Below are 17,698 nucleotides of genomic sequence, written 5' to 3' on the forward strand. Positions count from 1 at the left end.
CTGGCAAGGCCGGATTAAACACGCTAGCATGTCAGCCTCTGTTACCCGACCTTTCGGAGTTTGATCATGACATCTCGCCGTTACGATCCCGACAGCCGCCGTGCTGAACTGATGGACCGTATTGAGGACGATATTCCCCCTGCCGTCGCGCAGGCGCTGCGTGAAGATCTGGGTGGCGAAGTGGACCCCTGCCGGGACATCACCGCCAGCCTGCTCTCTGACGATACGGCCTCGCACGCTGTTGTCATTACCCGTGAACCCGGTATTTTTTGCGGTAAGCGTTGGGTGGAGGAAGTGTTTATCCAGCTCGGTGACAAAGTACAGCTTACCTGGCATGTGGATGACGGCGATAAAATCGCTGCCGACCAGACGCTGTTCGAAGCTATCGGTCCGGCGAAGCTTATTCTTACCGCAGAGCGCACCGCGCTGAATTTTGTGCAGACGTTGTCCGGCGTAGCGACTGAAGTCAGCCGCTATGTGGCTATTCTGGAAGGTACCCGCACCCAGCTGCTGGATACGCGTAAAACCCTGCCCGGGTTGCGTACCGCGCTGAAGTACGCCGTGCTGTGCGGGGGTGGCGCCAACCATCGTCTCGGCCTGTCGGATGCCTTTTTGATCAAAGAGAACCACATTATTGCCTGCGGTTCGATCACCAAAGCGGTGGAGAAAGCCTTCTGGATGCACCCTGATGTGCCGGTAGAGGTCGAAGTCGAAACCATGGAAGAGCTTGAGCAAGCGCTGCAGGCTGGTGCAGATATCGTGATGCTCGATAACTTTACCGTCGAGCAGATGCGCGATGCCGTCAAGCTGAGTGACAACCGCGCCCTGCTGGAAGTCTCCGGGAATGTCACCGACGAGACCCTGCGAACCTTTGCCGAAACCGGCGTGGACTATATCTCCGTTGGTGCATTGACCAAACATGTGCGTGCCCTCGATTTGTCGATGCGCTTTCGCTAAGCGCTAGTCATCCCTGCTCTTCAGCTGTTTGTACCTCAGGCCAGCTACATGTGCTGGCCTTTTTTCTGCCCAGGTTTTGTTTTTGCGAGCCGCCTTCCGCCACATTAATCCGCTGATGTAACAGACAAAAATTGTTTACGGCCCCGCTCTGAAAAATCATGGCTACCGCTGGCAACAGAGGGAGGGTTAATGAGATTAACAGCGGAATGTGTTACACAGCACCAGCCCACATAGGGATTAGATAATTAGTAAAGTGATTGTATAAGCCAAATTTTAGACCTATTATCTAATCAACCTCGTGTGGCTATGCCAGGGATAGCTTCGGGCAACCCATACATACTAACGCAACCAGATACGGAACATGGCTCTCAGACTGGAGGATACCCAGTGCCAAAACAGGTTATTTATGATGAAAACGGCACGGCGCAGTTTGTAGTACTGCCTGTGGCCGAGTATGAAAAGCTGCTGTCCAATGCCAGCAGTGAATGGGCCAGCCTGCCCTATGAGGCTGACGAACATGATAATGAAACCGTTCCGCAGGAAATTGTCGGGATCATGGTCGGGCAGGAGGTCAGCCTGCAGGCAGCCTGGCGCATTCATCGCGGCCTGTCGCAATATGACGTGGCGGAAAAGCTGGGTACCACCCAGTCCGCCGTTTCGCAGTGGGAGCGCGTTGACAGTAAACCGCATAAGAAAACCCGTGAGAAACTTGCCAGACTTTACCAATGCCGCCCCGAACAACTTATCCTCTGACGATTCAGGCCACTTCATACAGTGGCCTTTTTTCTGCCCAGGTTTTATTTTTGCGAGCCGCCTTCCGCCATATTAATCCGCTGATGTAACAGACAAAAATTGTTTACGGCCCCGCTCTGAAAACTCGGGATCGCTGCTGGCGCCAGCCTGCGGTGGCGAATTATGTTGCTCACCTCTTAACCACAAGGAGGTTTGCCATGAACCAGCAGGGATTCACCCTGATCGAACTGATGATCGTTATCGCCATTATTGCCATTCTCAGCGCTATCGGGCTGCCCGCTTACCAGGGCTATCTGCAAAAAGCCGCGCTGACCGATATGCTGCAAACGGCGATGCCGTTCAAAACCGCCGTTGAGCTCTGCGCTATCGAGCACGGCGGTAGCGGCAACTGCAGCGCAGGCAGCAACGGTGTGCCGATGGAGCGCACTTCTCGCTATGTGTCGGCACTCAGCGTTAAAGCCGGCGTGATTGCCCTAAGCGGCAAGGAGAGCCTTAAAGGGCTGGACGTCAAACTGACACCGCAATGGAACAGCGATAACGGACAGATGGACTGGCAGCGCAGCTGTAAAAGCCAGTCTTCCGGATTGCAAGAGGCTTGCCAGGATGTGTTCCGCTTTGATGAGGAGCAGGCGCCATGAACCCAGAGACGCAGCGCGCGGTAGAGGCCATCTGCCAGCGCTATCAGGCGGTGATTGTCGGGTTCAATGCCCAGCGGCTGCACATTGCACTGGCCGCTACTCCGGGTCACGAAATGATGACAGAACTGCGCTTTGCCACACAAAGTGCCATCGAAGTGGAGTGCTGGCCTCAGGCCAGGCTTGAACAATTTATTCAGCGCGAGGGAAATAGCGCCACCGCATCAGCACAGGAGAGCGCCGAAGAGTACAGCGGTGAGGCCGTTGTGAAGATTAACGAACTGCTGACCCAGGCTTTGCAGAAGCGCGCGTCGGATATTCACCTTGAACCACAGGAAAAGGGGCTGCGCGTCCGCTTACGCGTCGATGGCGTACTGCAGCAATTGCCGGGCAGCTGGGCGGAGAACAGCGCCCCGCTGATTGCGCGCCTGAAAATCCTCGCCAGCCTGGATATCGCTAAGCGCCGGGTGCCGCAGGATGGGCAGTTTTCCCTGCAGCTTGGCCAGCAAACCCACTCATTCCGCCTGTCGACGCTGCCGGTGCGCGGGGGTGAGAAAGCCGTGGTGCGCCTGCTGCAGAGTGATTCCCAGTCGGTGGCACTGGAGAATCTCAAGATGCCTGCCCCCCAACTTAAGCGTTACCGCGAAGCCCTCTCACGCCCGCAGGGCATGATCCTGGTGACAGGCCCGACCGGCAGTGGCAAAACGTTCACGCTTTACAGCGGGCTGAGCTGGCTGAATATCGCCACGCGTAATCTGTGCAGCGTGGAGGACCCGGTGGAGATCCCGCTGGCGGGGATCAACCAAACCCAGATCCACCCCCGCTCGGGGCTCGATTTCCATCGGGTGCTGCGCGCGCTGCTACGCCAGGATCCCGACGTGATTATGATCGGCGAGATCCGCGATGGTGAAACAGCTGAAATTGCGGTGAAAGCGGCGCAGACTGGTCACCTGGTGCTGTCGACGCTGCACACTAACTCAACTACCGAAACGCTGGTCAGGCTGGGACAGATGGGCGTACCCGGTTATCTGCTGGCTTCAGCATTGAAACTGGTGATTGCCCAGCGTCTGGTGCGAAGGCTGTGCCCGCACTGCCGTCAGCCCGCCGAGGCTACAGCTCATCTGCCATCACATATCTGGCCGGGAACCATTCAGAACTGGCACGCCGTAGGGTGCGATCGCTGCTTTTCCGGTTTTTACGGCCGCCTGGCGCTGTTCGAAATGCTGCCGATATCTGCACGGCTGCAAAATGCGCTGGCCAGCTCGGCCATGCCTGAAGAGCTGGAGAAAATCGCGCGTCAGCAGGGGCTGAATTCACTGTTTGTCGAGGGACTTCACTGCGTGAATCGGGGCGATACCACCCTCGAGGAGCTGACACGCGTTGCCGGAGGCTGTGATGAGTAAGCGCTACCTGTTTCGCTGGCAGGCCATGGACGATAGCGGCAACCTGCATCACGGCTGCAGTTTTGCCCCCAGCGCCGGGCAGATTGCGGCCGACCTTGCCGCGCATCACCAGCTGCCGCTGAAGATATCCCCGCGCCAGCGCTGTGGGCAACGTCAGTGGAAAGGGGCGCAAAAAACCGCGCTGGTGCGCCAGCTGGCAACCTTACTCAAGGCGGGAATGCCGCTGGCATCCAGCCTGCAGCTGCTGGGTGAGGGGCATCCTGAACCCTGCTGGCAGGCCCTGCTGCTGGAACTCCAGCAGCGGATTACATCAGGTATCCCTTTTTCAGACGCGCTGGCGGCCTGGCCTGATGTATTTCCGCCGCTGTACGCCGCACTGATCCACATCGGTGAACTGACCGGAGAGCTGGATGAGTGCTGCCTGCAGCTGGCGTTGCAACAGGAACAGCAGCAGCAGCTGCAGCAGAAGGTGAAAAAGGCGCTGCGCTATCCGCTGTTTATCCTCGCGGTAGCGCTACTGGTTAGCATCGGTATGCTGGTCTTTGTTCTGCCGGAGTTTGTCGCGATTTATCAGACATTCAATGCCCCACTGCCGGCGTTTACCGCCGCGGTGATCGCCTTCTCGCAGCTCATCCAGCAGCAGGCCTTGCCGGGCATTACGCTGGTTATCGCGGTTGTTCTGCTCTGGCGCAGGCTGCATAAAAAGTCCCCTGGCTGGCAGCGCCGCGAGCAGCGGCTGCTGATGCGGCTGCCGCTGATCGCCGCCCTGTATCGTGGCAGCCTGCTGAGCCAGATCTTTACCACCCTGGCGCTCACCCAGCGCGCCGGGCTGACGCTGCTGCAAAGTTTGCAGGCGGTAGAGAAGACGCTATCGCCGCTGCTGTGGCGCGAAGCTATTGCTGCGCTGCAGCGGCATATCGAAAACGGCAATCCGCTGCACCAGGCATTAAAGACGCATCAGCTGTTTACGCCGCTGTGCTATCAGCTGGTGAAAGTGGGGGAAGAGTCAGGTTCGCTGGATGCGCTGCTGGCACGGCTGGCGGGCTGGCATGAACAGCGAACTCATCAGCTGGCGGATGCGCTGGCAGCCGCGCTGGAGCCGCTAATGATGGTGGTGATTGGCGCGATTGTCGGCACGCTGGTGGTTGCCATGTATCTGCCGGTGTTCCGCCTCGGTGATGCGCTGGGTTAGGCCGTCGCGCTGGATGCACGACGGCCCCTGGTCAACAGCAATCTTTAACGATTAAAGACGCGGTTTTCCTGCTCGTTAACGCGGATAAACGTGGTGCGCTTAGTCAGCTCTTTTAAACGCTCTGCGCCTACATAGGTACAGGCTGAGCGCAGCCCGCCAAGGATGTCACGCGCGGTCTGATCAACCGGCCCACGCAGCGGCAGCTTAACGGTTTTGCCCTCGGCAGCACGGTACTGCGCCACTCCGCCGACGTGGCGTTTCATGGCGGATTCGGAGCTCATGCCGTAGAACAGCATAAACTGCTCGCCGTTCTCCTCAACCAGCGTGCCTTCGCATTCGTCGTGGGCGGCGAGCATGCCGCCCAGCATGACGAAATCAGCGCCGCCGCCAAAGGCCTTCGCCACATCGCCCGGCACGGAACAACCGCCATCGCTGACGATCTGCCCACCCAGGCCGTGTGCCGCATCGGCGCACTCAATCACGGCGGAAAGCTGCGGATAGCCGACGCCGGTTTTCACCCGCGTGGTGCAGACGGAACCCGGACCGATGCCCACCTTGACAATATCCGCCCCGGAGAGGATCAGCTCCTCCACCATCTCACCCGTCACCACATTTCCGGCACAGATCGTTTTCCCCGGGCAGGCCTCACGCGCACGCTGCAGGAACTGCACGAAGTGCTCGGAATAGCCGTTTGCCACGTCGATACAGATAAAATTTAGCGCCGGAGACAAGGCCAGGATCTGCTGCAGCTTGGTAAAGTCAGCATCTGACGTCCCGGTTGAGACCATAACATGGCGCAATACCTCGGGGGTGCTACGGATGACAAACTCACGCCACTGCTCAACGCTGTAATGCTTGTGGACGGCAGTAAGAATATTGAAGGAAGCCAGCGCCGTCGCCATGCTGAACGTGCCCACCGTATCCATATTGGCGGCAATGACAGGAACGCCGGACCAGCTGATAGCGGAGTGTTTGAAGGTGAACTGACGTTCCAGCTCAACCTGAGAACGGCTTTGCAGAGTGGAACGCTTTGGACGGATTAAAACATCCTTAAAGCCTAACTTAATATCTTCTTCGATGCGCATAACAATTATCCTGGTTGATGGCGGTGATCCGGGAGCGCTCCTTTCAGGGTTACGCGGCGCGGATAAAGCTGAATGCCTGTTCCAGTGACGCTATCATACGCGCTAAAAACGCGCCGACAAGACTGCGAAATTTGCTTTATTTACGCTACAATCCGTTAAATTTACCTGTAAAACTGCTTTGTGATCTGCGCCTCAAAATTGAGCTGGGCGGTGTAAAATCAGGTCAACAAAGCAGCGAGAACTTGAAAGCATGCCTTATATCGTTGCGCTAACCGGCGGCATCGGCAGTGGAAAAAGTACCATTGCTAACGCTTTTGCCGCACTGGACATTGATATTGTTGATGCAGACGTGATTGCGCGCCAGGTGGTAGCGCCTGGGCAGCCGGCACTGGCGGCCATTTCTCAACGCTTTGGTGATGAGATTCTGCACCCGGACGGTTCGCTGAACCGGGGCGTGCTGCGGCAGAAAATCTTTAGTTCGCCGCAGGATAAAAGCTGGATTAACAAACTGTTACATCCTCTTATCCATGCAGAGACGCGTAAGCAGTTAGCATTGACCCGCTCGGCCTGGTGCCTGTGGGTGGTTCCGCTGCTGGTTGAGAACCATTTGCAACACCTCGCTGACCGGGTGCTGGTGGTCGACGTAGACCGTGAAACCCAGCTGGCGCGCACCCTACGCCGCGACGGTATCAGCCGTGAACAGGCGGAAAATATTCTTGCTGCTCAGGCTTCGCGTGAAGCGCGTCTGGCAGTGGCGGATGACATTATTGATAACAGCGGATCGCCCGAAACGGCGATCGCGCGCGTTGCTGAACTCCATCAGCGCTATCTGGCGCTGGCAGCAGCAACCGATCGGGATTAACAGCATGAGCACAACGGTTCTTTTTGAACATCCACTGAACGAAAAAATGCGTACCTGGCTGCGTATCGAATTTTTACTCAAGCAACTTAGCGCCAGCCAGAACATTGTTGATCACCTGGGCGCGCTGACATTTTTCCGCAATGCCGCCGAGCTGCTGGACGTGTTTGAGCGTGGTGAACTGCGCACCGAAATCCTTAAAGAGCTGGAGCGTCAGCAGCAAAAACTGCAGTCATGGTCTGAAGTTCCCGGCGTGGATACCGCCACGATTGATGCCCTGCGTGCCGACCTGAAAACCCGCGGTGCGGCGCTGATGGCCGCCCCGCGCATGGGCCAGCTGCTGCGCGAAGACCGTTTAATTGCTCTGGTGCGTCAGCGTTTGAGCATTCCGGGTGGCTGCTGTAGCTTTGATCTGCCGACGCTGCATATCTGGCTTCATATTGAACAACCGCTACGTGACCAGCAGGTGGCCATCTGGCTGAACTCCCTGGCGCCAATGCGCGATGCATTGACGATGATCCTCGACCTGATCCGTCAGTCCGGGATTTTCCGCAACCACACCAGCCTGAATGGTTTCTTCCAGGATAACGCCGAGGGTGCTGACCTGCTGCGCCTGCAGTTAAAGCTGGACGACTCTCTTTATCCGCAGGTTTCCGGTCATAAAAGCCGTTATGCCATCCGTTTTCTGCCGCTGGATAGTGAACGGGGTGAAGTTCCCGCCCGTCTCGATTTTGAGCTGGCCTGTTGTTGAGGTAATTGTATGAGTGATGTAACCATGGTGAACTGCCCGACCTGCGGCAAGCAGGTCATTTGGGATGAACTTAGCAGCTGGCGTCCGTTTTGCAGCAAGCGCTGCCAGCTGATCGATCTTGGCGAATGGGCCGCTGAAGAGAAGCGTATTCCCAGCAGCGACGGTCTGAATGACAACGAAAGCTGGAGTGAGCAACTGCTCGATCGCGACTAGCTGTTAAGGTTACGGCGTGGCCTGATGCGCTTCAGCTTTCAGGCGCGCCACCAGCTCCGCGTTGGCCGGTGGAAACTCATCGGCCTGCAACTCAGCCTGATCCACCCAGCGTGACGGCTGCCCTTCCCGCCCATACGGCTCGCCATTCCACTGTTCAACCAGAAAGAAGTGCAGCGTCACGCGCAGGTCGGCGTAAGTATGGTCGGCAATCCCGTATGCGCTGGCGCTCAGCACCTCAATGCCGGTCTCTTCCTGCAGCTCACGTTTCAACGCCAGCTCTGGCGTTTCACCGCTCTCGATTTTACCGCCCGGAAATTCCCACATGTTTGCCATATGCGAACTGGCGGCGCGCTGAGCCAGAAAAATCTGCCGAGCGCCGTTACGGATAATGCCTACTGCTACCTGTAAATGTTTCATGCTTATTCACTCTGCCAGGGTTTAATTTGAACCGCGTCACTTTATCACCGATTGAGAGTACTGTCCTGCTGCCGCATATACACATCTTTACAGGATGCAGGTGTTAACAGCCCGGACAATAAGTAAAATAAGAGAGTTTAATTTTATCCCGCAGCGAGTATTTGCTTAGTGTATTCCACTATGAATCATCCTGGCATCAGTAAAATGAATGATGCTGAACATCATAGCAGAAGGAAAAACAATGACTAAGTACTCAACGATGCAAGTTTTATTACACTGGATTTCCGCCATCGTTATTATATGGGCGATGGCAAGTGGCTTTTATATTTCCTTAGGGAATACTTCAGGGCACGTAAAAGAGTTTGTAGGATTTATCAATGTATCCGTGACAGCACTGTTTATTCCTTTCTTTGCTCTTCGTATATTTTACGCGATCAAAGCGGGGAAGCCAGCCAATATTAAAAGTAAAGCCGGCAACCATGCTTTAGCCAATGCAGTGCATATCATTATCTATATCAATACCACATTGGTGCTTTTTACTGGCGTGATGATGATGGAAAGGGATATCAATATATTTAATTTGGTCCAACTTCCCCATCCGCTTGAGGGCGGAGCTCTGACCAGTGCATTTCATCAGCTGCATATTATCTCCTGCGTGACGCTGTCTATACTGATTGTTATGCATGTACTGGCTGTTTTTTTTCACCACCTTGCAGGCAACCCTATCCTGAGGAAAATGAGTTGGTAGCGTACTCTCTGGCATCCTCATAGATTTCATAGAAAAACATAATGAAAAAAAGGCCTTTGCGCAAGGTAATAATGAGTTTTAAACTTTAATTAATTCATTAATAAAATACACAAAAACCATATAAAACATACAGATAGATAACTTTACAAATTAACCTCTACAGCTTGTATTGCAGGGTGATGAGAGTTATCTATATCCTTCAATTCAGATGGCGATTCAGGTCAATTGCATTTCAACATCAAAGTGTCTGTTAATCAGAACATTTTGCATGAACATTTGCCCTGGTCAGATCTACTAAAAAAATCAGGTGACGTGGAAATTACCAAGGAATATCTACAATGCTAAGTGTTCAGCAATGCGAAAAGATTCTCGATATTGATCACATTCATTTCGGTAACGTTTTAACGGTGGATTGCCAGCTCAATACGCTTAATGTTCTCAGCAGAAAGCTCAGCATCCCGTTAAGTGAAACGCAAAAGCGGTTGTTAATCTGTCTGTTAACCAACATCAATAACAAAAGAGAAATCATCAATATCGTCTGGTACGAGAACCATCAATACATTCGGGATAATAACTATCACCAGTTAGTTTTTCAACTACGGGCGCAGCTGCAACGCCATCAGCTGCCGGGAGATATTTTGATCACCGTCCCTTACTATGGATTAAAGCTTAACAAACCTTTATTGATGAAGATCGAAGCAGAATCCAGGCGCAATGATTTTCGCGAAAACAGTACTGCAAAAACCGTAGAAAAAATAGATAAGCTTAATCGACCTTCCCTACGCCAGTGGTTTTTAAATGCTATCCGCTAATTTAATCATTAAGGTTTGACACGGTTAATCATGATATTGCCAGTTGGTCAGGATCTTCTTTTTTGGGGTCGTCGAGTATTAACACCAGGCAGGATAATTATTTTTAGCCTGCTATTACCGCTGACCTCTTTCACCGCTGCGTTTCACTATGAAGGCAAGCCTTCATCCGTGGCGCAGCGTAATGAGCCGGCCCCACTGCCGCTGCTGCCAGCACAACCTTATGCGACGCTGCAGGCACTTGAGTGGTTCGCCACCCAGGCCAGCACGGCTGCCACGCCGGTGGGGGATGAAGACCAGCAAATCGAGCACGCCGTGCAAAGTACCCTGCCGTTCAGATTAAGCGGATTACTTAGCAACAGCGATGCCCGGCTCTCGATGGCCGTCTTCCAGCACGGCAATGAGCAGCGGGTGGTAAGCATCACAGAGCAGTTACCGGGCACCCAAGCCTCAGTGGTTCGCATTTTCCCCGACCGCGTGGTTATTCGCCATAACGGTCGCTATGAAGCCTTTTATATCAAATGAGTCGCTTTACTCTGGAACATTTATGCAGATGATTTTCTCCCAATGTCGTCGGTCGGCCCGCAGCATGCTGCTGTTACTGGCTGGCTTTCTGCTTTCCCTTAGCGCCCATGCGCAGGGTTATCAGGCAAATTTCAAAAATACCGATATTGACGAGTTTATTACTACGGTCAGTAAGGCGTTGAACAAAACCATCATCATTGAGCCGACGGTAAAAGGGAAAATCAGCGTACGCAGTTACGAAACGCTGAATGACCAGCAGTATTACCAGTTTTTCCTCAGCGTGCTCGACGTGCATGGCTTTGCCGCCATCAGCATGGACAATGGCGTGGTGAAGGTTATTCCGGCGAAAAATGCCAAAGGTGCCGCAGTCCCACTGGTCTCCGCTGATGGTCAGGCCAGCGGGGATGAAATGATCAGCCGCGTGGTTCCGCTGCATTATATTACCGCCAAAGAGCTGGCCCCGCTGCTGCGCCAGCTCAATGACGCTGCAGCTGGCAGCGTCGTGCATTACGACCCTTCAAACGTGCTGCTGATGACCGGCAGAGCCGCCGTCATCCAGCAGCTGGCAGCCATAGTTGAGAGTATTGACCAGCCGGAAGACAACAGTGTTGATAGTGTCAAACTGCGCTGGGCTTCTGCCGCGCAGGTTGCCGAAATCCTTAATCAATTGAATAACAGCACTCAGCCCGGTAGCAGCAGCAAACTGCGCGCCAAAGCAGTGGCAGATACCCGGACCAACGCCGTGTTAATTACCGGCGAGGAGCAGGCGCGTCAGCAGATGATAGATGCGGCGCACGATCTGGATACGAAGAATGACAGCCACAGCAACTCGCGCGTGTTTTATCTGCAGCACGCCAAGGCTGACAATCTGCTGGACGTTTTGACCGGCGTCAGCGGTTCGCTGCAGGACAAAGCCGAAGGTAAGGCCGCCAGCGGCGTCACCATGATGAAAGATATTGTGGTGAAAGCCGATGCGCACACGAACTCCCTGATTATCAACGCACCACCTGACGTGATGGATGACCTTGAAGAGATTATCAAACGGCTGGACATCAGTCGCCCGCAGGTTCAGGTGGAAGCGATTATTGTAGAGGTGCAGGACGCCGATGGCCTGGCGCTGGGCGTACAGTGGTTTAACCGTCACGCTGGCGGCACGCAGTTCCCGGGCACTGATGCCCCTATTACCACGCTGCCGGATAAAGGGTTCGCCAGTGCCCTAAGCAAGACCAGCGGGCTGGCCGCCGGGTTTTATCGTGGTAACTGGGCCGGGCTGTTCAGCGCCCTGCAAACCAATGGACAGAATAATATTCTCGCCACCCCCAGCATTGTGACGCTGGATAATATGGAAGCCGAATTCACCGTCGGTCAGGATGTCCCCATTCTCACCGGTTCACAAACCACCAGCGGCGACGGGGTATTCAACTCGGTGGCGCGCAAAAGTGTCGGCATCAAGCTGAAGGTGAAGCCGCAGATTAACAAAGGCGATTCGGTGCTGATGGAGATCGAGCAGGAGGTTTCCAGCGTGGCCGATCAAAGCAGCGGTGACCCGCTTGGCATGACGTTTAATACGCGCATGGTCAAAAACGCGGTGCTGGTGGACAGCGGTAATACCGTCGTGGTCGGCGGCCTGCTCGATACTGCACACAACCGTAGCGAAAGTCGCGTACCGTTACTGGGTGATATCCCACTGATTGGTCATCTGTTTCGCTACAGCTCCGACAAGCAGAGCAAGCGTAATCTGATGCTGTTTATTCGCCCCACCATCATTCGTCAGCAGCACGCCTTTGACCGCACCAGCGCAGATAAGCTGAACACCTTTCGTCAGCAGCTTGATGAGGGTAATGAAGACCTGCCGCTCAAGAAAGCGCTGAAGCAGCAGCTTAACGTGCGCCAGAGTAACCACGCGCTCCAGCAGCTGCAGCAGGATGTCGCGACCTTCTGGCGGGCGGATGCATCATGACTCAGCCGCTGTTGCCGTTTAACTGGGTACAGCAGTACCAGGTGCTGCTGCTGCCTGACGCGACCCTGTGCTTTCATCCCAAAAGCAGCACATCCGCGCTGTTCGAAGCACGGCGCTATCTGCCGCAAAGCTCGCTGATGCCGCTTGATGAGGTCGCCTTCAGTGAGAAAATGGCGGAGGTTTACCAGCAGAACAGCCGCTCTGCCGAGCTGTTTGAATCACTGGGCAGTGAGTTTGACCTCGATCAGGCGGTCCAGCACCTGCCGGAGGATAACGATCTGCTGGACAGCGATGACGGTGCGCCGGTGATCCGCCTGATCAATGCCATTCTCACCGAGGCGATCAAGCAGGGGGCTTCCGATATTCATATTGAGCCGTTTGAAAAAGTATTGTCGGTACGCTTTCGCATTGATGGCATGCTGCGCCCGGTTTTAACGCCACCGGTGCAGCTCAGCCGCTATCTGCTGTCGCGCATTAAAGTGATGGCCCGGCTGGATATTGCCGAAAAGCGGGTGCCGCAGGATGGCCGTATTTCGCTGCGCCTCGGCGGGCGAAATATCGATGTCCGCGTCTCAACCCTGCCCGCCCAGCATGGCGAACGTATTGTACTGCGCGTGCTGGATAAAAATGGGCTGACGCTGAGTCTGGCGGCGATTGGCATGACGGCTGCAGCGCAGCGGGAAATGGCCCGTCTGCTGCACAGCCCGCACGGCATTTTACTGGTTACCGGGCCTACGGGTTCAGGTAAAAGCACCACGCTGTACGCCGGACTGAAGCTGATCCACGGCGATGATAAAAATATTATGACCATTGAGGATCCGGTCGAGTACGAGCTGGAAGGGATCGGGCAGACTCAGGTTAATAGCAAAATCGATATGACCTTTGCGCGCGGGCTGCGGGCGATCCTGCGTCAGGATCCCGACGTGGTGATGATCGGTGAGATCCGCGATAGCGAAACCGCGCAGATTGCCGTGCAGGCCTCGCTGACCGGCCATCTGGTGTTGTCAACGCTACACACCAACAGTGCGCTTGGCGCCATTGAACGCCTGCGAGATATGGGCGTTGAACCCTTTCTCCTGGCCAGCTCGCTGCTGGGTGTGCTTTCTCAGCGCCTGGTACGCCGGCTCTGCCAGGCCTGTCGCCAGCCGGTGGCGGCGACGGCGGCCCAGCTCAGCTACTTCCCCTCCGCCTCCCGCGGGCTGACGCTCTGGCAGGCGGTGGGCTGCGAACGCTGCCATCACAGCGGCTATCGTGGCCGTATCGGCATTCACGAACTGTTAATCATTGATGACAGCCTGCGTCGGGCGATAAGCCACCCGCATAGCGAGCAGCCGCTGCATCAACTGGTCAGCGCTGACTATCAGAACCTGCAGCAGGATGGACTGCAAAAAGCGCAGGAGGGGGTCACCACGCTGGAAGAGATCCTGCGCGTGACAAGGAATGAAAGCTAAGATGCGTTTTCGTTATCAGGCCGTCAACCGCCAGGGACAGCGCGTGCGCGGGGAGCTGGAAGCCGACACTGCGCAGCTGGCACGCCAGCGGCTGCGCGAACAGCAGCTGCAGCCGTTGCAGTTGCGTGTACAGCGGGCCGGCCTCAGCCTCCAACGCAGCGCGCTCTCCGCCGGGGAACGCGTGCTGCTGATACGCCAGCTGGCCACGCTGGTCGCTGCCGCACTGCCGCTGGAACAGGCGCTGCTGGCCCTGGAAAATCAGACCACCCGCCCTGCGGGCCGCGCCATGCTGCATACCCTGCGCCAGAAGGTGCTGGAGGGGGCGACGCTGGCGTACGCGGTCGCGCTCTACCCCGCCATCTTTCCCCCACTCTATCAGGCGATGATCGCTGCCGGCGAAGCCTCGGGCAAGCTCGATAGCGTGCTGGAGCAGCTGGCAGACTACAGCGAAAAGAGTGCGCAGCTCAAAAGTAAGCTGACTCAGGTACTGATCTATCCCCTGCTGCTGACGCTGGTGGCTATTGGCGTAATCTCTGTGCTGCTGGCCGCCGTGGTTCCTACCGTGGTGGAACAGTTTGTGCACATGAAGCAGGCGCTCCCGCTGTCGACCCGCCTGCTGATGGCGCTCAGCGATCTGGTGCGTCGCACTGGATTTCCACTGCTGGTGCTGCTTCTGCTGGCGGCTGGCGCTGCCCATCTGCTGCTGCGCCAGCCACGACACCGCCTGCGCTGGCATCAGGCGACACTGCGGCTGCCGATAGTGGGACGCATTGTTCTCAATCTCAACCTCGCCCGCTATGCGCGCACCCTCAGCATTCTCAGCAACAGCGCCGTGCCGCTGCTGGAGGGGATGAGCATCGGTGCCACAGTGCTAACCAATCAGTTTATTCGCCAGCAGCTTGAACAGGCCGCCACGCAGGTACGCGAAGGCAGCAGCCTGACGCTGGCGCTTGAACAGACGCAGCTACTGTCACCAATGATGCGTCATATGGTCGCCAGTGGAGAAAGCAGCGGCGAGCTGGACAGCATGCTGGCGCGCTGCGCAGATATGCAGGACAGCGCGTTTCTCAGCCAGATGACGCTGGCGGTCAGCCTGTTCGAACCGCTGCTGGTGGTGGTGATGGCCGCCGTGGTGCTGTTTATCGTGCTGGCGATCCTGCAACCCATTTTACAACTCAACAACCTGGTAGGATAAATCATTATGGAACAAGGCGTTAATCAACAGAGGCAGCGGGGCTTCACCCTGCTCGAAATGATGGTGGTGATCGTGATACTCGGCATTCTTGCCAGCCTGGTGATCCCCAGTCTGATGGGCAATAAAGATCGTGCCGATCGTCAGAAAGCCATCAGCGATATCGTGACGCTGGAAAATGCGCTGGATATGTACCGGCTGGACAACAGCCGCTACCCCAGCAGCGAGCAGGGGCTGAAAGCGCTGGTGAGTAAACCAGCCCTGCCGCCCGTTCCGCAGAATTACCGCAGCGATGGCTATATTCGCCGCCTGCCGCAGGACCCGTGGGGCAATGATTACCAGCTGGTAAGCCCTGGGAAACAGAGCAGCGTAGATATTTTCTCTGCGGGGGCGGATGGGGTCGCCGGCACTGAGGACGATATTACCAACTGGCAGACCGCAAGCGACTGATGCCGCGCCAGAACGGATTTACGCTGCTGGAAATGATGATGGTGCTGCTGCTATTAAGCATTATTGCCCTGGGAACCATCGCCACCCTGCCTGCGGCCAGCACCAGACCCCAGGCGGAGAAACTGCTGGTGATGATTCGCCAGGCGATTGGCCAGCCGCAGCTCGATGGTGGAGTGATACGGCTTCAGGTGAGCCAGCAGCAGGCCACGCTTTTCCGCCTGGCGGCTGGCCACTCTGAGGGCGAAACGCCGTTTCCGGGACACCACTGGCAGCCACTTGGCACGCGCCTGGGGCAGCTCGACCTGCCTGAGCCCGGGCAGCTGAGTTTAATCGTGGAGGGCAGAACGGTGCCGCTGCCAGCATCGCTGCTGTTTCTGGCGGATGGCAGCCAACCCGCTTTTACTTTACGGATTAGCAGCCCTGGGCTGCGCGCCACCCGCATCACCGCGCGCAGCGGTGAGGCTGTGTTATCGGAGTCACCATGAAGCAACGGGGGATGACGCTGCTGGAGGTGATGGTCGCGCTGGCGCTGCTGGCGATTGCCGGTCTGGCACTGATGAAAACCAGCGGTGAGCAGGTACGTAATCTGTCGCGGCTGGAGGAGAAACAGTTCGCTTATATGGTGGCGGATAATCAACTCGCACAGCTACAGCTGCAGCAGGTCTGGCCGCCGCAAAGCTGGCAGTATGGCAACACGTCGATGGCGCAGCGGCGCTGGTACTGGCGCTGGCGCGGCGTCAGCACCCGTCATGCGCAAATCAGGGCGCTGGAAATTGAGGTGCGTCTCGACCCTTCTCAGCAGGCCGCACTGGCTACGCTGCACGGCTGGCAGGGCAAATCATGATGCGCGGTCAGCAGGGGTTTACCCTGATTGAAATGATGCTGGCGCTGGCAATTTTTGCCATTCTCAGCCTGACGGGCTATCAGATCCTGCAGGCGGTTATGCGCAGCGACGAACAGATCCGCCAGAACGTCACCAGGCGGGAAGAGATTGGCCGCCTGTTTGCACTGCTCGATCGCGATCTCTCACAGGCAATGATCCCGTCACAGGATGAAAAGCGCTCTCACGCGCACCCGGCATTTATCAGTAATACGCCGGCTGCGCTGCTGCAGTTTACCCGGCGTAACAGCACCCTTCCCGCCAGCATCGCACCACGATCCTCATTACAGAGGGTGCGCTGGCGGCTGGCTGATAGCGGCCTGCAGCGTGAAAATCTTGAGTCGAATGAGATCACAGCCCGCTTTCAGCGGATCGATCGGGTGCAGCTACGCTTCTGGTCGGCGGGGAGCTGGCAGGCTGGCTGGCCCGCAGCGTTTAGCCTGCCCGAGGCGATAGAGGTCACGCTGCACACCCCGGATTACGGCCAGCTTTCTACCATCATTCTGCTAAGCGGTGGGCAGTAATGCAGCGGCAACAGCGCGGAATGGCGCTGCTGGTGGTTCTGCTAATGATCGCCATGATGGCGCTGCTGGCAACCACCAGCAATCAGTATGGCAACCTGGCTGTGGCCCAGGCGGGCAACCGGCAGGCTATGCTGCAGGCGAAGTGGGATCTGCTGGGTGCAGAGCAGTGGTTTCTCACCACTCAGCCGCTGCAGCAGCCGTTTAACGCGGTGCGCCAGCAGCAGTTTGGTGAACAGCTGCTGCACTTCAGGCTGCGCGATCGTCAGGCCTGTTTCAATTTGAATGCGCTGCTGATGCAGAGGGTGGCGGAAGACCAGCAGCCTGCTTCCCCCTCCCTCGCGCGCCAGCTTTTTCTGCGCATGCTGGGCCAGCTTGGCCTGAAGAAAGAGGAAGCCGACCGCCTGATGCAGCAGCTTATTGCCTCGGTTAAACCCGACCCGCAGGTCAACAAATGGCGGCTGTTTGATGAAGTCAGCCAGCTGAGAACGCTGCCTGCGGTCACCCCCACCCTGTGGCAAAAACTGCAGCCGCTGCTGTGCGTGACGCCGGAAACCCGCCTCAACATCAACGTGAATGGCCTGACTGCACGCCAGATGCCGTTATTCAGCGCGCTGTTTGCCGGGCAGCTCTCCTCCACGCAGCTGCAATCGCTGCTTGATGCCCGTCCACCTGAGGGGTGGAAAGACATTCATGCTCTGGTTAGCGGCATAAACAGCCGGACGCTCGAACCTGCTATCGCCACTCTGCAAAGCGTGGTGGTAACCGAGAGCCGCTACTTTGAACTGCTGATTTGGGGCGATCATCCGACAATTTTTAGCGCATTACGTAGCCGGGTTGAACAGCAGGATGAAAGCTATCGGGTCACTGCCCGGCTTTATGGATTAAGTGAGTGAA

21 protein-coding genes are annotated in these 17,698 nt (G+C 56.4%); 19 read left to right on the forward strand and 2 right to left on the reverse strand.

Features of this window, described 5'->3' with window-relative positions; translation table 11 throughout:
- Positions 1-66 precede the first annotated feature (66 nt).
- The 5 genes from nadC to hofC all read left to right on the forward strand — a co-directional run bounded on the left by nadC (position 67) and on the right by hofC (position 4,940).
- Complete coding sequence (nadC, locus tag QLG07_RS10485) at positions 67-957, forward strand: carboxylating nicotinate-nucleotide diphosphorylase (protein ID WP_048914916.1); 891 nt, start codon at positions 67-69, stop codon at positions 955-957.
- Positions 958-1,344: 387 nt separating this feature from the next.
- The gene (locus tag QLG07_RS10490; protein WP_048914914.1) at positions 1,345-1,710 is read left to right on the forward strand and encodes a helix-turn-helix transcriptional regulator; all 366 of its coding nucleotides are present in this window, start codon (positions 1,345-1,347) and stop codon (positions 1,708-1,710) included.
- A 197-nt stretch (positions 1,711-1,907) separates the two neighbouring features.
- Complete coding sequence (ppdD, locus tag QLG07_RS10495; RefSeq protein WP_282469174.1) at positions 1,908-2,348, forward strand: prepilin peptidase-dependent pilin; 441 nt, start codon at positions 1,908-1,910, stop codon at positions 2,346-2,348.
- Positions 2,345-3,748 (forward strand): type II secretion system protein GspE, encoded by a 1,404-nt coding sequence (gene gspE / locus QLG07_RS10500; RefSeq protein WP_282469175.1) that lies wholly within the window; start codon positions 2,345-2,347, stop codon positions 3,746-3,748. The genes ppdD and gspE (QLG07_RS10500) overlap by 4 nt, the downstream gene beginning before the upstream one ends.
- Positions 3,741-4,940, forward strand: a complete 1,200-nt coding sequence (hofC, locus tag QLG07_RS10505) for a protein transport protein HofC (protein ID WP_282469176.1) — start codon at positions 3,741-3,743, stop codon at positions 4,938-4,940. Before gspE (QLG07_RS10500) ends, hofC begins: the two co-directional genes overlap by 8 nt.
- Before the next feature lie 44 nt (positions 4,941-4,984).
- Here hofC and QLG07_RS10510 read toward each other — a convergent pair whose 3' ends face one another.
- A complete protein-coding gene (locus tag QLG07_RS10510) occupies positions 4,985-6,025 on the reverse strand; it encodes a GMP reductase (protein WP_048914910.1) in 1,041 nt (346 codons plus the stop codon).
- Positions 6,026-6,275: 250 nt separating this feature from the next.
- On the opposite strand from QLG07_RS10510, the gene coaE reads away from it, so the two are divergent.
- The 3 genes from coaE to yacG are packed head-to-tail and all read left to right on the forward strand — an operon-like array spanning position 6,276 to position 7,848.
- Positions 6,276-6,887 carry a dephospho-CoA kinase gene (coaE, locus tag QLG07_RS10515; RefSeq protein WP_133624497.1) on the forward strand — a complete coding sequence of 204 codons (612 nt, stop codon included), beginning with the start codon at positions 6,276-6,278 and terminating at the stop codon, positions 6,885-6,887.
- Between the two features lie 4 nt (positions 6,888-6,891).
- Positions 6,892-7,635 (forward strand): cell division protein ZapD, encoded by a 744-nt coding sequence (gene zapD / locus QLG07_RS10520; RefSeq protein ID WP_282469177.1) that lies wholly within the window; start codon positions 6,892-6,894, stop codon positions 7,633-7,635.
- A gap of 9 nt (positions 7,636-7,644) precedes the next feature.
- Complete coding sequence (gene yacG, locus QLG07_RS10525) at positions 7,645-7,848, forward strand: DNA gyrase inhibitor YacG (protein ID WP_048914908.1); 204 nt, start codon at positions 7,645-7,647, stop codon at positions 7,846-7,848.
- A 9-nt stretch (positions 7,849-7,857) separates the two neighbouring features.
- Here the strand turns inward: yacG and mutT are convergent, their stop codons facing one another.
- Positions 7,858-8,265, reverse strand: coding sequence for an 8-oxo-dGTP diphosphatase MutT (gene mutT / locus QLG07_RS10530; protein ID WP_282469178.1), 408 nt, complete (start codon positions 8,263-8,265; stop codon positions 7,858-7,860).
- Between the two features lie 241 nt (positions 8,266-8,506).
- Here mutT and QLG07_RS10535 point away from each other — a divergent pair, with 241 nt between their 5' ends.
- The 11 genes from QLG07_RS10535 (at position 8,507) to gspK (ending at position 17,697) form a co-directional block, all read left to right on the forward strand.
- Positions 8,507-9,013 (forward strand): cytochrome b/b6 domain-containing protein, encoded by a 507-nt coding sequence (locus QLG07_RS10535; protein ID WP_282469179.1) that lies wholly within the window; start codon positions 8,507-8,509, stop codon positions 9,011-9,013.
- A gap of 338 nt (positions 9,014-9,351) precedes the next feature.
- A complete protein-coding gene (locus QLG07_RS10540; protein WP_282469180.1) occupies positions 9,352-9,825 on the forward strand; it encodes a helix-turn-helix domain-containing protein in 474 nt (157 codons plus the stop codon).
- Between the two features lie 168 nt (positions 9,826-9,993).
- Complete coding sequence (locus QLG07_RS10545) at positions 9,994-10,347, forward strand: type II secretion system protein N (RefSeq protein ID WP_282469181.1); 354 nt, start codon at positions 9,994-9,996, stop codon at positions 10,345-10,347.
- Between the two features lie 64 nt (positions 10,348-10,411).
- Positions 10,412-12,307, forward strand: coding sequence for a type II secretion system secretin GspD (gspD, locus tag QLG07_RS10550; protein ID WP_282469212.1), 1,896 nt, complete (start codon positions 10,412-10,414; stop codon positions 12,305-12,307).
- Positions 12,304-13,758, forward strand: a complete 1,455-nt coding sequence (gene gspE / locus QLG07_RS10555) for a type II secretion system ATPase GspE (protein ID WP_282469182.1) — start codon at positions 12,304-12,306, stop codon at positions 13,756-13,758. The genes gspD and gspE (QLG07_RS10555) overlap by 4 nt, the downstream gene beginning before the upstream one ends.
- 1 nt (position 13,759) lies before the next feature.
- Entirely contained in the window at positions 13,760-14,953 is a 1,194-nt protein-coding gene (gspF, locus tag QLG07_RS10560; protein ID WP_282469183.1) for a type II secretion system inner membrane protein GspF, read from the forward strand.
- A 6-nt stretch (positions 14,954-14,959) separates the two neighbouring features.
- Complete coding sequence (gene gspG / locus QLG07_RS10565; protein WP_048914900.1) at positions 14,960-15,400, forward strand: type II secretion system major pseudopilin GspG; 441 nt, start codon at positions 14,960-14,962, stop codon at positions 15,398-15,400.
- On the forward strand, positions 15,400-15,885 hold the full coding sequence (locus QLG07_RS10570; RefSeq protein WP_099753863.1) for a prepilin-type N-terminal cleavage/methylation domain-containing protein: 486 nt from the start codon (positions 15,400-15,402) through the stop codon (positions 15,883-15,885). The genes gspG and QLG07_RS10570 overlap by 1 nt, the downstream gene beginning before the upstream one ends.
- A complete protein-coding gene (gene gspI, locus QLG07_RS10575) occupies positions 15,882-16,244 on the forward strand; it encodes a type II secretion system minor pseudopilin GspI (protein WP_282469184.1) in 363 nt (120 codons plus the stop codon). Before QLG07_RS10570 ends, gspI begins: the two co-directional genes overlap by 4 nt.
- Positions 16,241-16,804, forward strand: a complete 564-nt coding sequence (gene gspJ / locus QLG07_RS10580) for a type II secretion system minor pseudopilin GspJ (protein WP_282469185.1) — start codon at positions 16,241-16,243, stop codon at positions 16,802-16,804. The genes gspI and gspJ overlap by 4 nt, the downstream gene beginning before the upstream one ends.
- Positions 16,804-17,697, forward strand: a complete 894-nt coding sequence (gene gspK / locus QLG07_RS10585; RefSeq protein WP_282469186.1) for a type II secretion system minor pseudopilin GspK — start codon at positions 16,804-16,806, stop codon at positions 17,695-17,697. The genes gspJ and gspK overlap by 1 nt, the downstream gene beginning before the upstream one ends.
- Position 17,698 lies beyond the last annotated feature (1 nt).

Origin of the sequence: Erwinia sp. V90_4 (genome assembly GCF_029967685.1) — a bacterium.
In the GTDB taxonomy this organism is placed as follows: Bacteria; Pseudomonadota; Gammaproteobacteria; order Enterobacterales; family Enterobacteriaceae; genus Erwinia; species Erwinia aphidicola.

What these genes read in the sequence shown, in the direction of transcription:
- nadC (WP_048914916.1), top strand. Translation starts at nt 67, where the DNA reads ATGACATCTCGCCGTTACGATCCCGACAGCCGCCGTGCTGAACTGATG.
- ppdD (WP_282469174.1), top strand. Translation starts at nt 1,908, where the DNA reads ATGAACCAGCAGGGATTCACCCTGATCGAACTGATGATCGTTATCGCC.
- gspE (WP_282469175.1), top strand. Translation starts at nt 2,345, where the DNA reads ATGAACCCAGAGACGCAGCGCGCGGTAGAGGCCATCTGCCAGCGCTAT.
- hofC (WP_282469176.1), top strand. Translation starts at nt 3,741, where the DNA reads ATGAGTAAGCGCTACCTGTTTCGCTGGCAGGCCATGGACGATAGCGGC.
- QLG07_RS10510 (WP_048914910.1), bottom strand. Translation starts at nt 6,025, where the DNA reads ATGCGCATCGAAGAAGATATTAAGTTAGGCTTTAAGGATGTTTTAATC.
- coaE (WP_133624497.1), top strand. Translation starts at nt 6,276, where the DNA reads ATGCCTTATATCGTTGCGCTAACCGGCGGCATCGGCAGTGGAAAAAGT.
- zapD (WP_282469177.1), top strand. Translation starts at nt 6,892, where the DNA reads ATGAGCACAACGGTTCTTTTTGAACATCCACTGAACGAAAAAATGCGT.
- yacG (WP_048914908.1), top strand. Translation starts at nt 7,645, where the DNA reads ATGAGTGATGTAACCATGGTGAACTGCCCGACCTGCGGCAAGCAGGTC.
- mutT (WP_282469178.1), bottom strand. Translation starts at nt 8,265, where the DNA reads ATGAAACATTTACAGGTAGCAGTAGGCATTATCCGTAACGGCGCTCGG.
- QLG07_RS10535 (WP_282469179.1), top strand. Translation starts at nt 8,507, where the DNA reads ATGACTAAGTACTCAACGATGCAAGTTTTATTACACTGGATTTCCGCC.
- QLG07_RS10540 (WP_282469180.1), top strand. Translation starts at nt 9,352, where the DNA reads ATGCTAAGTGTTCAGCAATGCGAAAAGATTCTCGATATTGATCACATT.
- gspD (WP_282469212.1), top strand. Translation starts at nt 10,412, where the DNA reads ATGCTGCTGTTACTGGCTGGCTTTCTGCTTTCCCTTAGCGCCCATGCG.
- gspE (WP_282469182.1), top strand. Translation starts at nt 12,304, where the DNA reads ATGACTCAGCCGCTGTTGCCGTTTAACTGGGTACAGCAGTACCAGGTG.
- gspF (WP_282469183.1), top strand. Translation starts at nt 13,760, where the DNA reads ATGCGTTTTCGTTATCAGGCCGTCAACCGCCAGGGACAGCGCGTGCGC.
- gspG (WP_048914900.1), top strand. Translation starts at nt 14,960, where the DNA reads ATGGAACAAGGCGTTAATCAACAGAGGCAGCGGGGCTTCACCCTGCTC.
- QLG07_RS10570 (WP_099753863.1), top strand. Translation starts at nt 15,400, where the DNA reads ATGCCGCGCCAGAACGGATTTACGCTGCTGGAAATGATGATGGTGCTG.
- gspI (WP_282469184.1), top strand. Translation starts at nt 15,882, where the DNA reads ATGAAGCAACGGGGGATGACGCTGCTGGAGGTGATGGTCGCGCTGGCG.
- gspJ (WP_282469185.1), top strand. Translation starts at nt 16,241, where the DNA reads ATGATGCGCGGTCAGCAGGGGTTTACCCTGATTGAAATGATGCTGGCG.
- gspK (WP_282469186.1), top strand. Translation starts at nt 16,804, where the DNA reads ATGCAGCGGCAACAGCGCGGAATGGCGCTGCTGGTGGTTCTGCTAATG.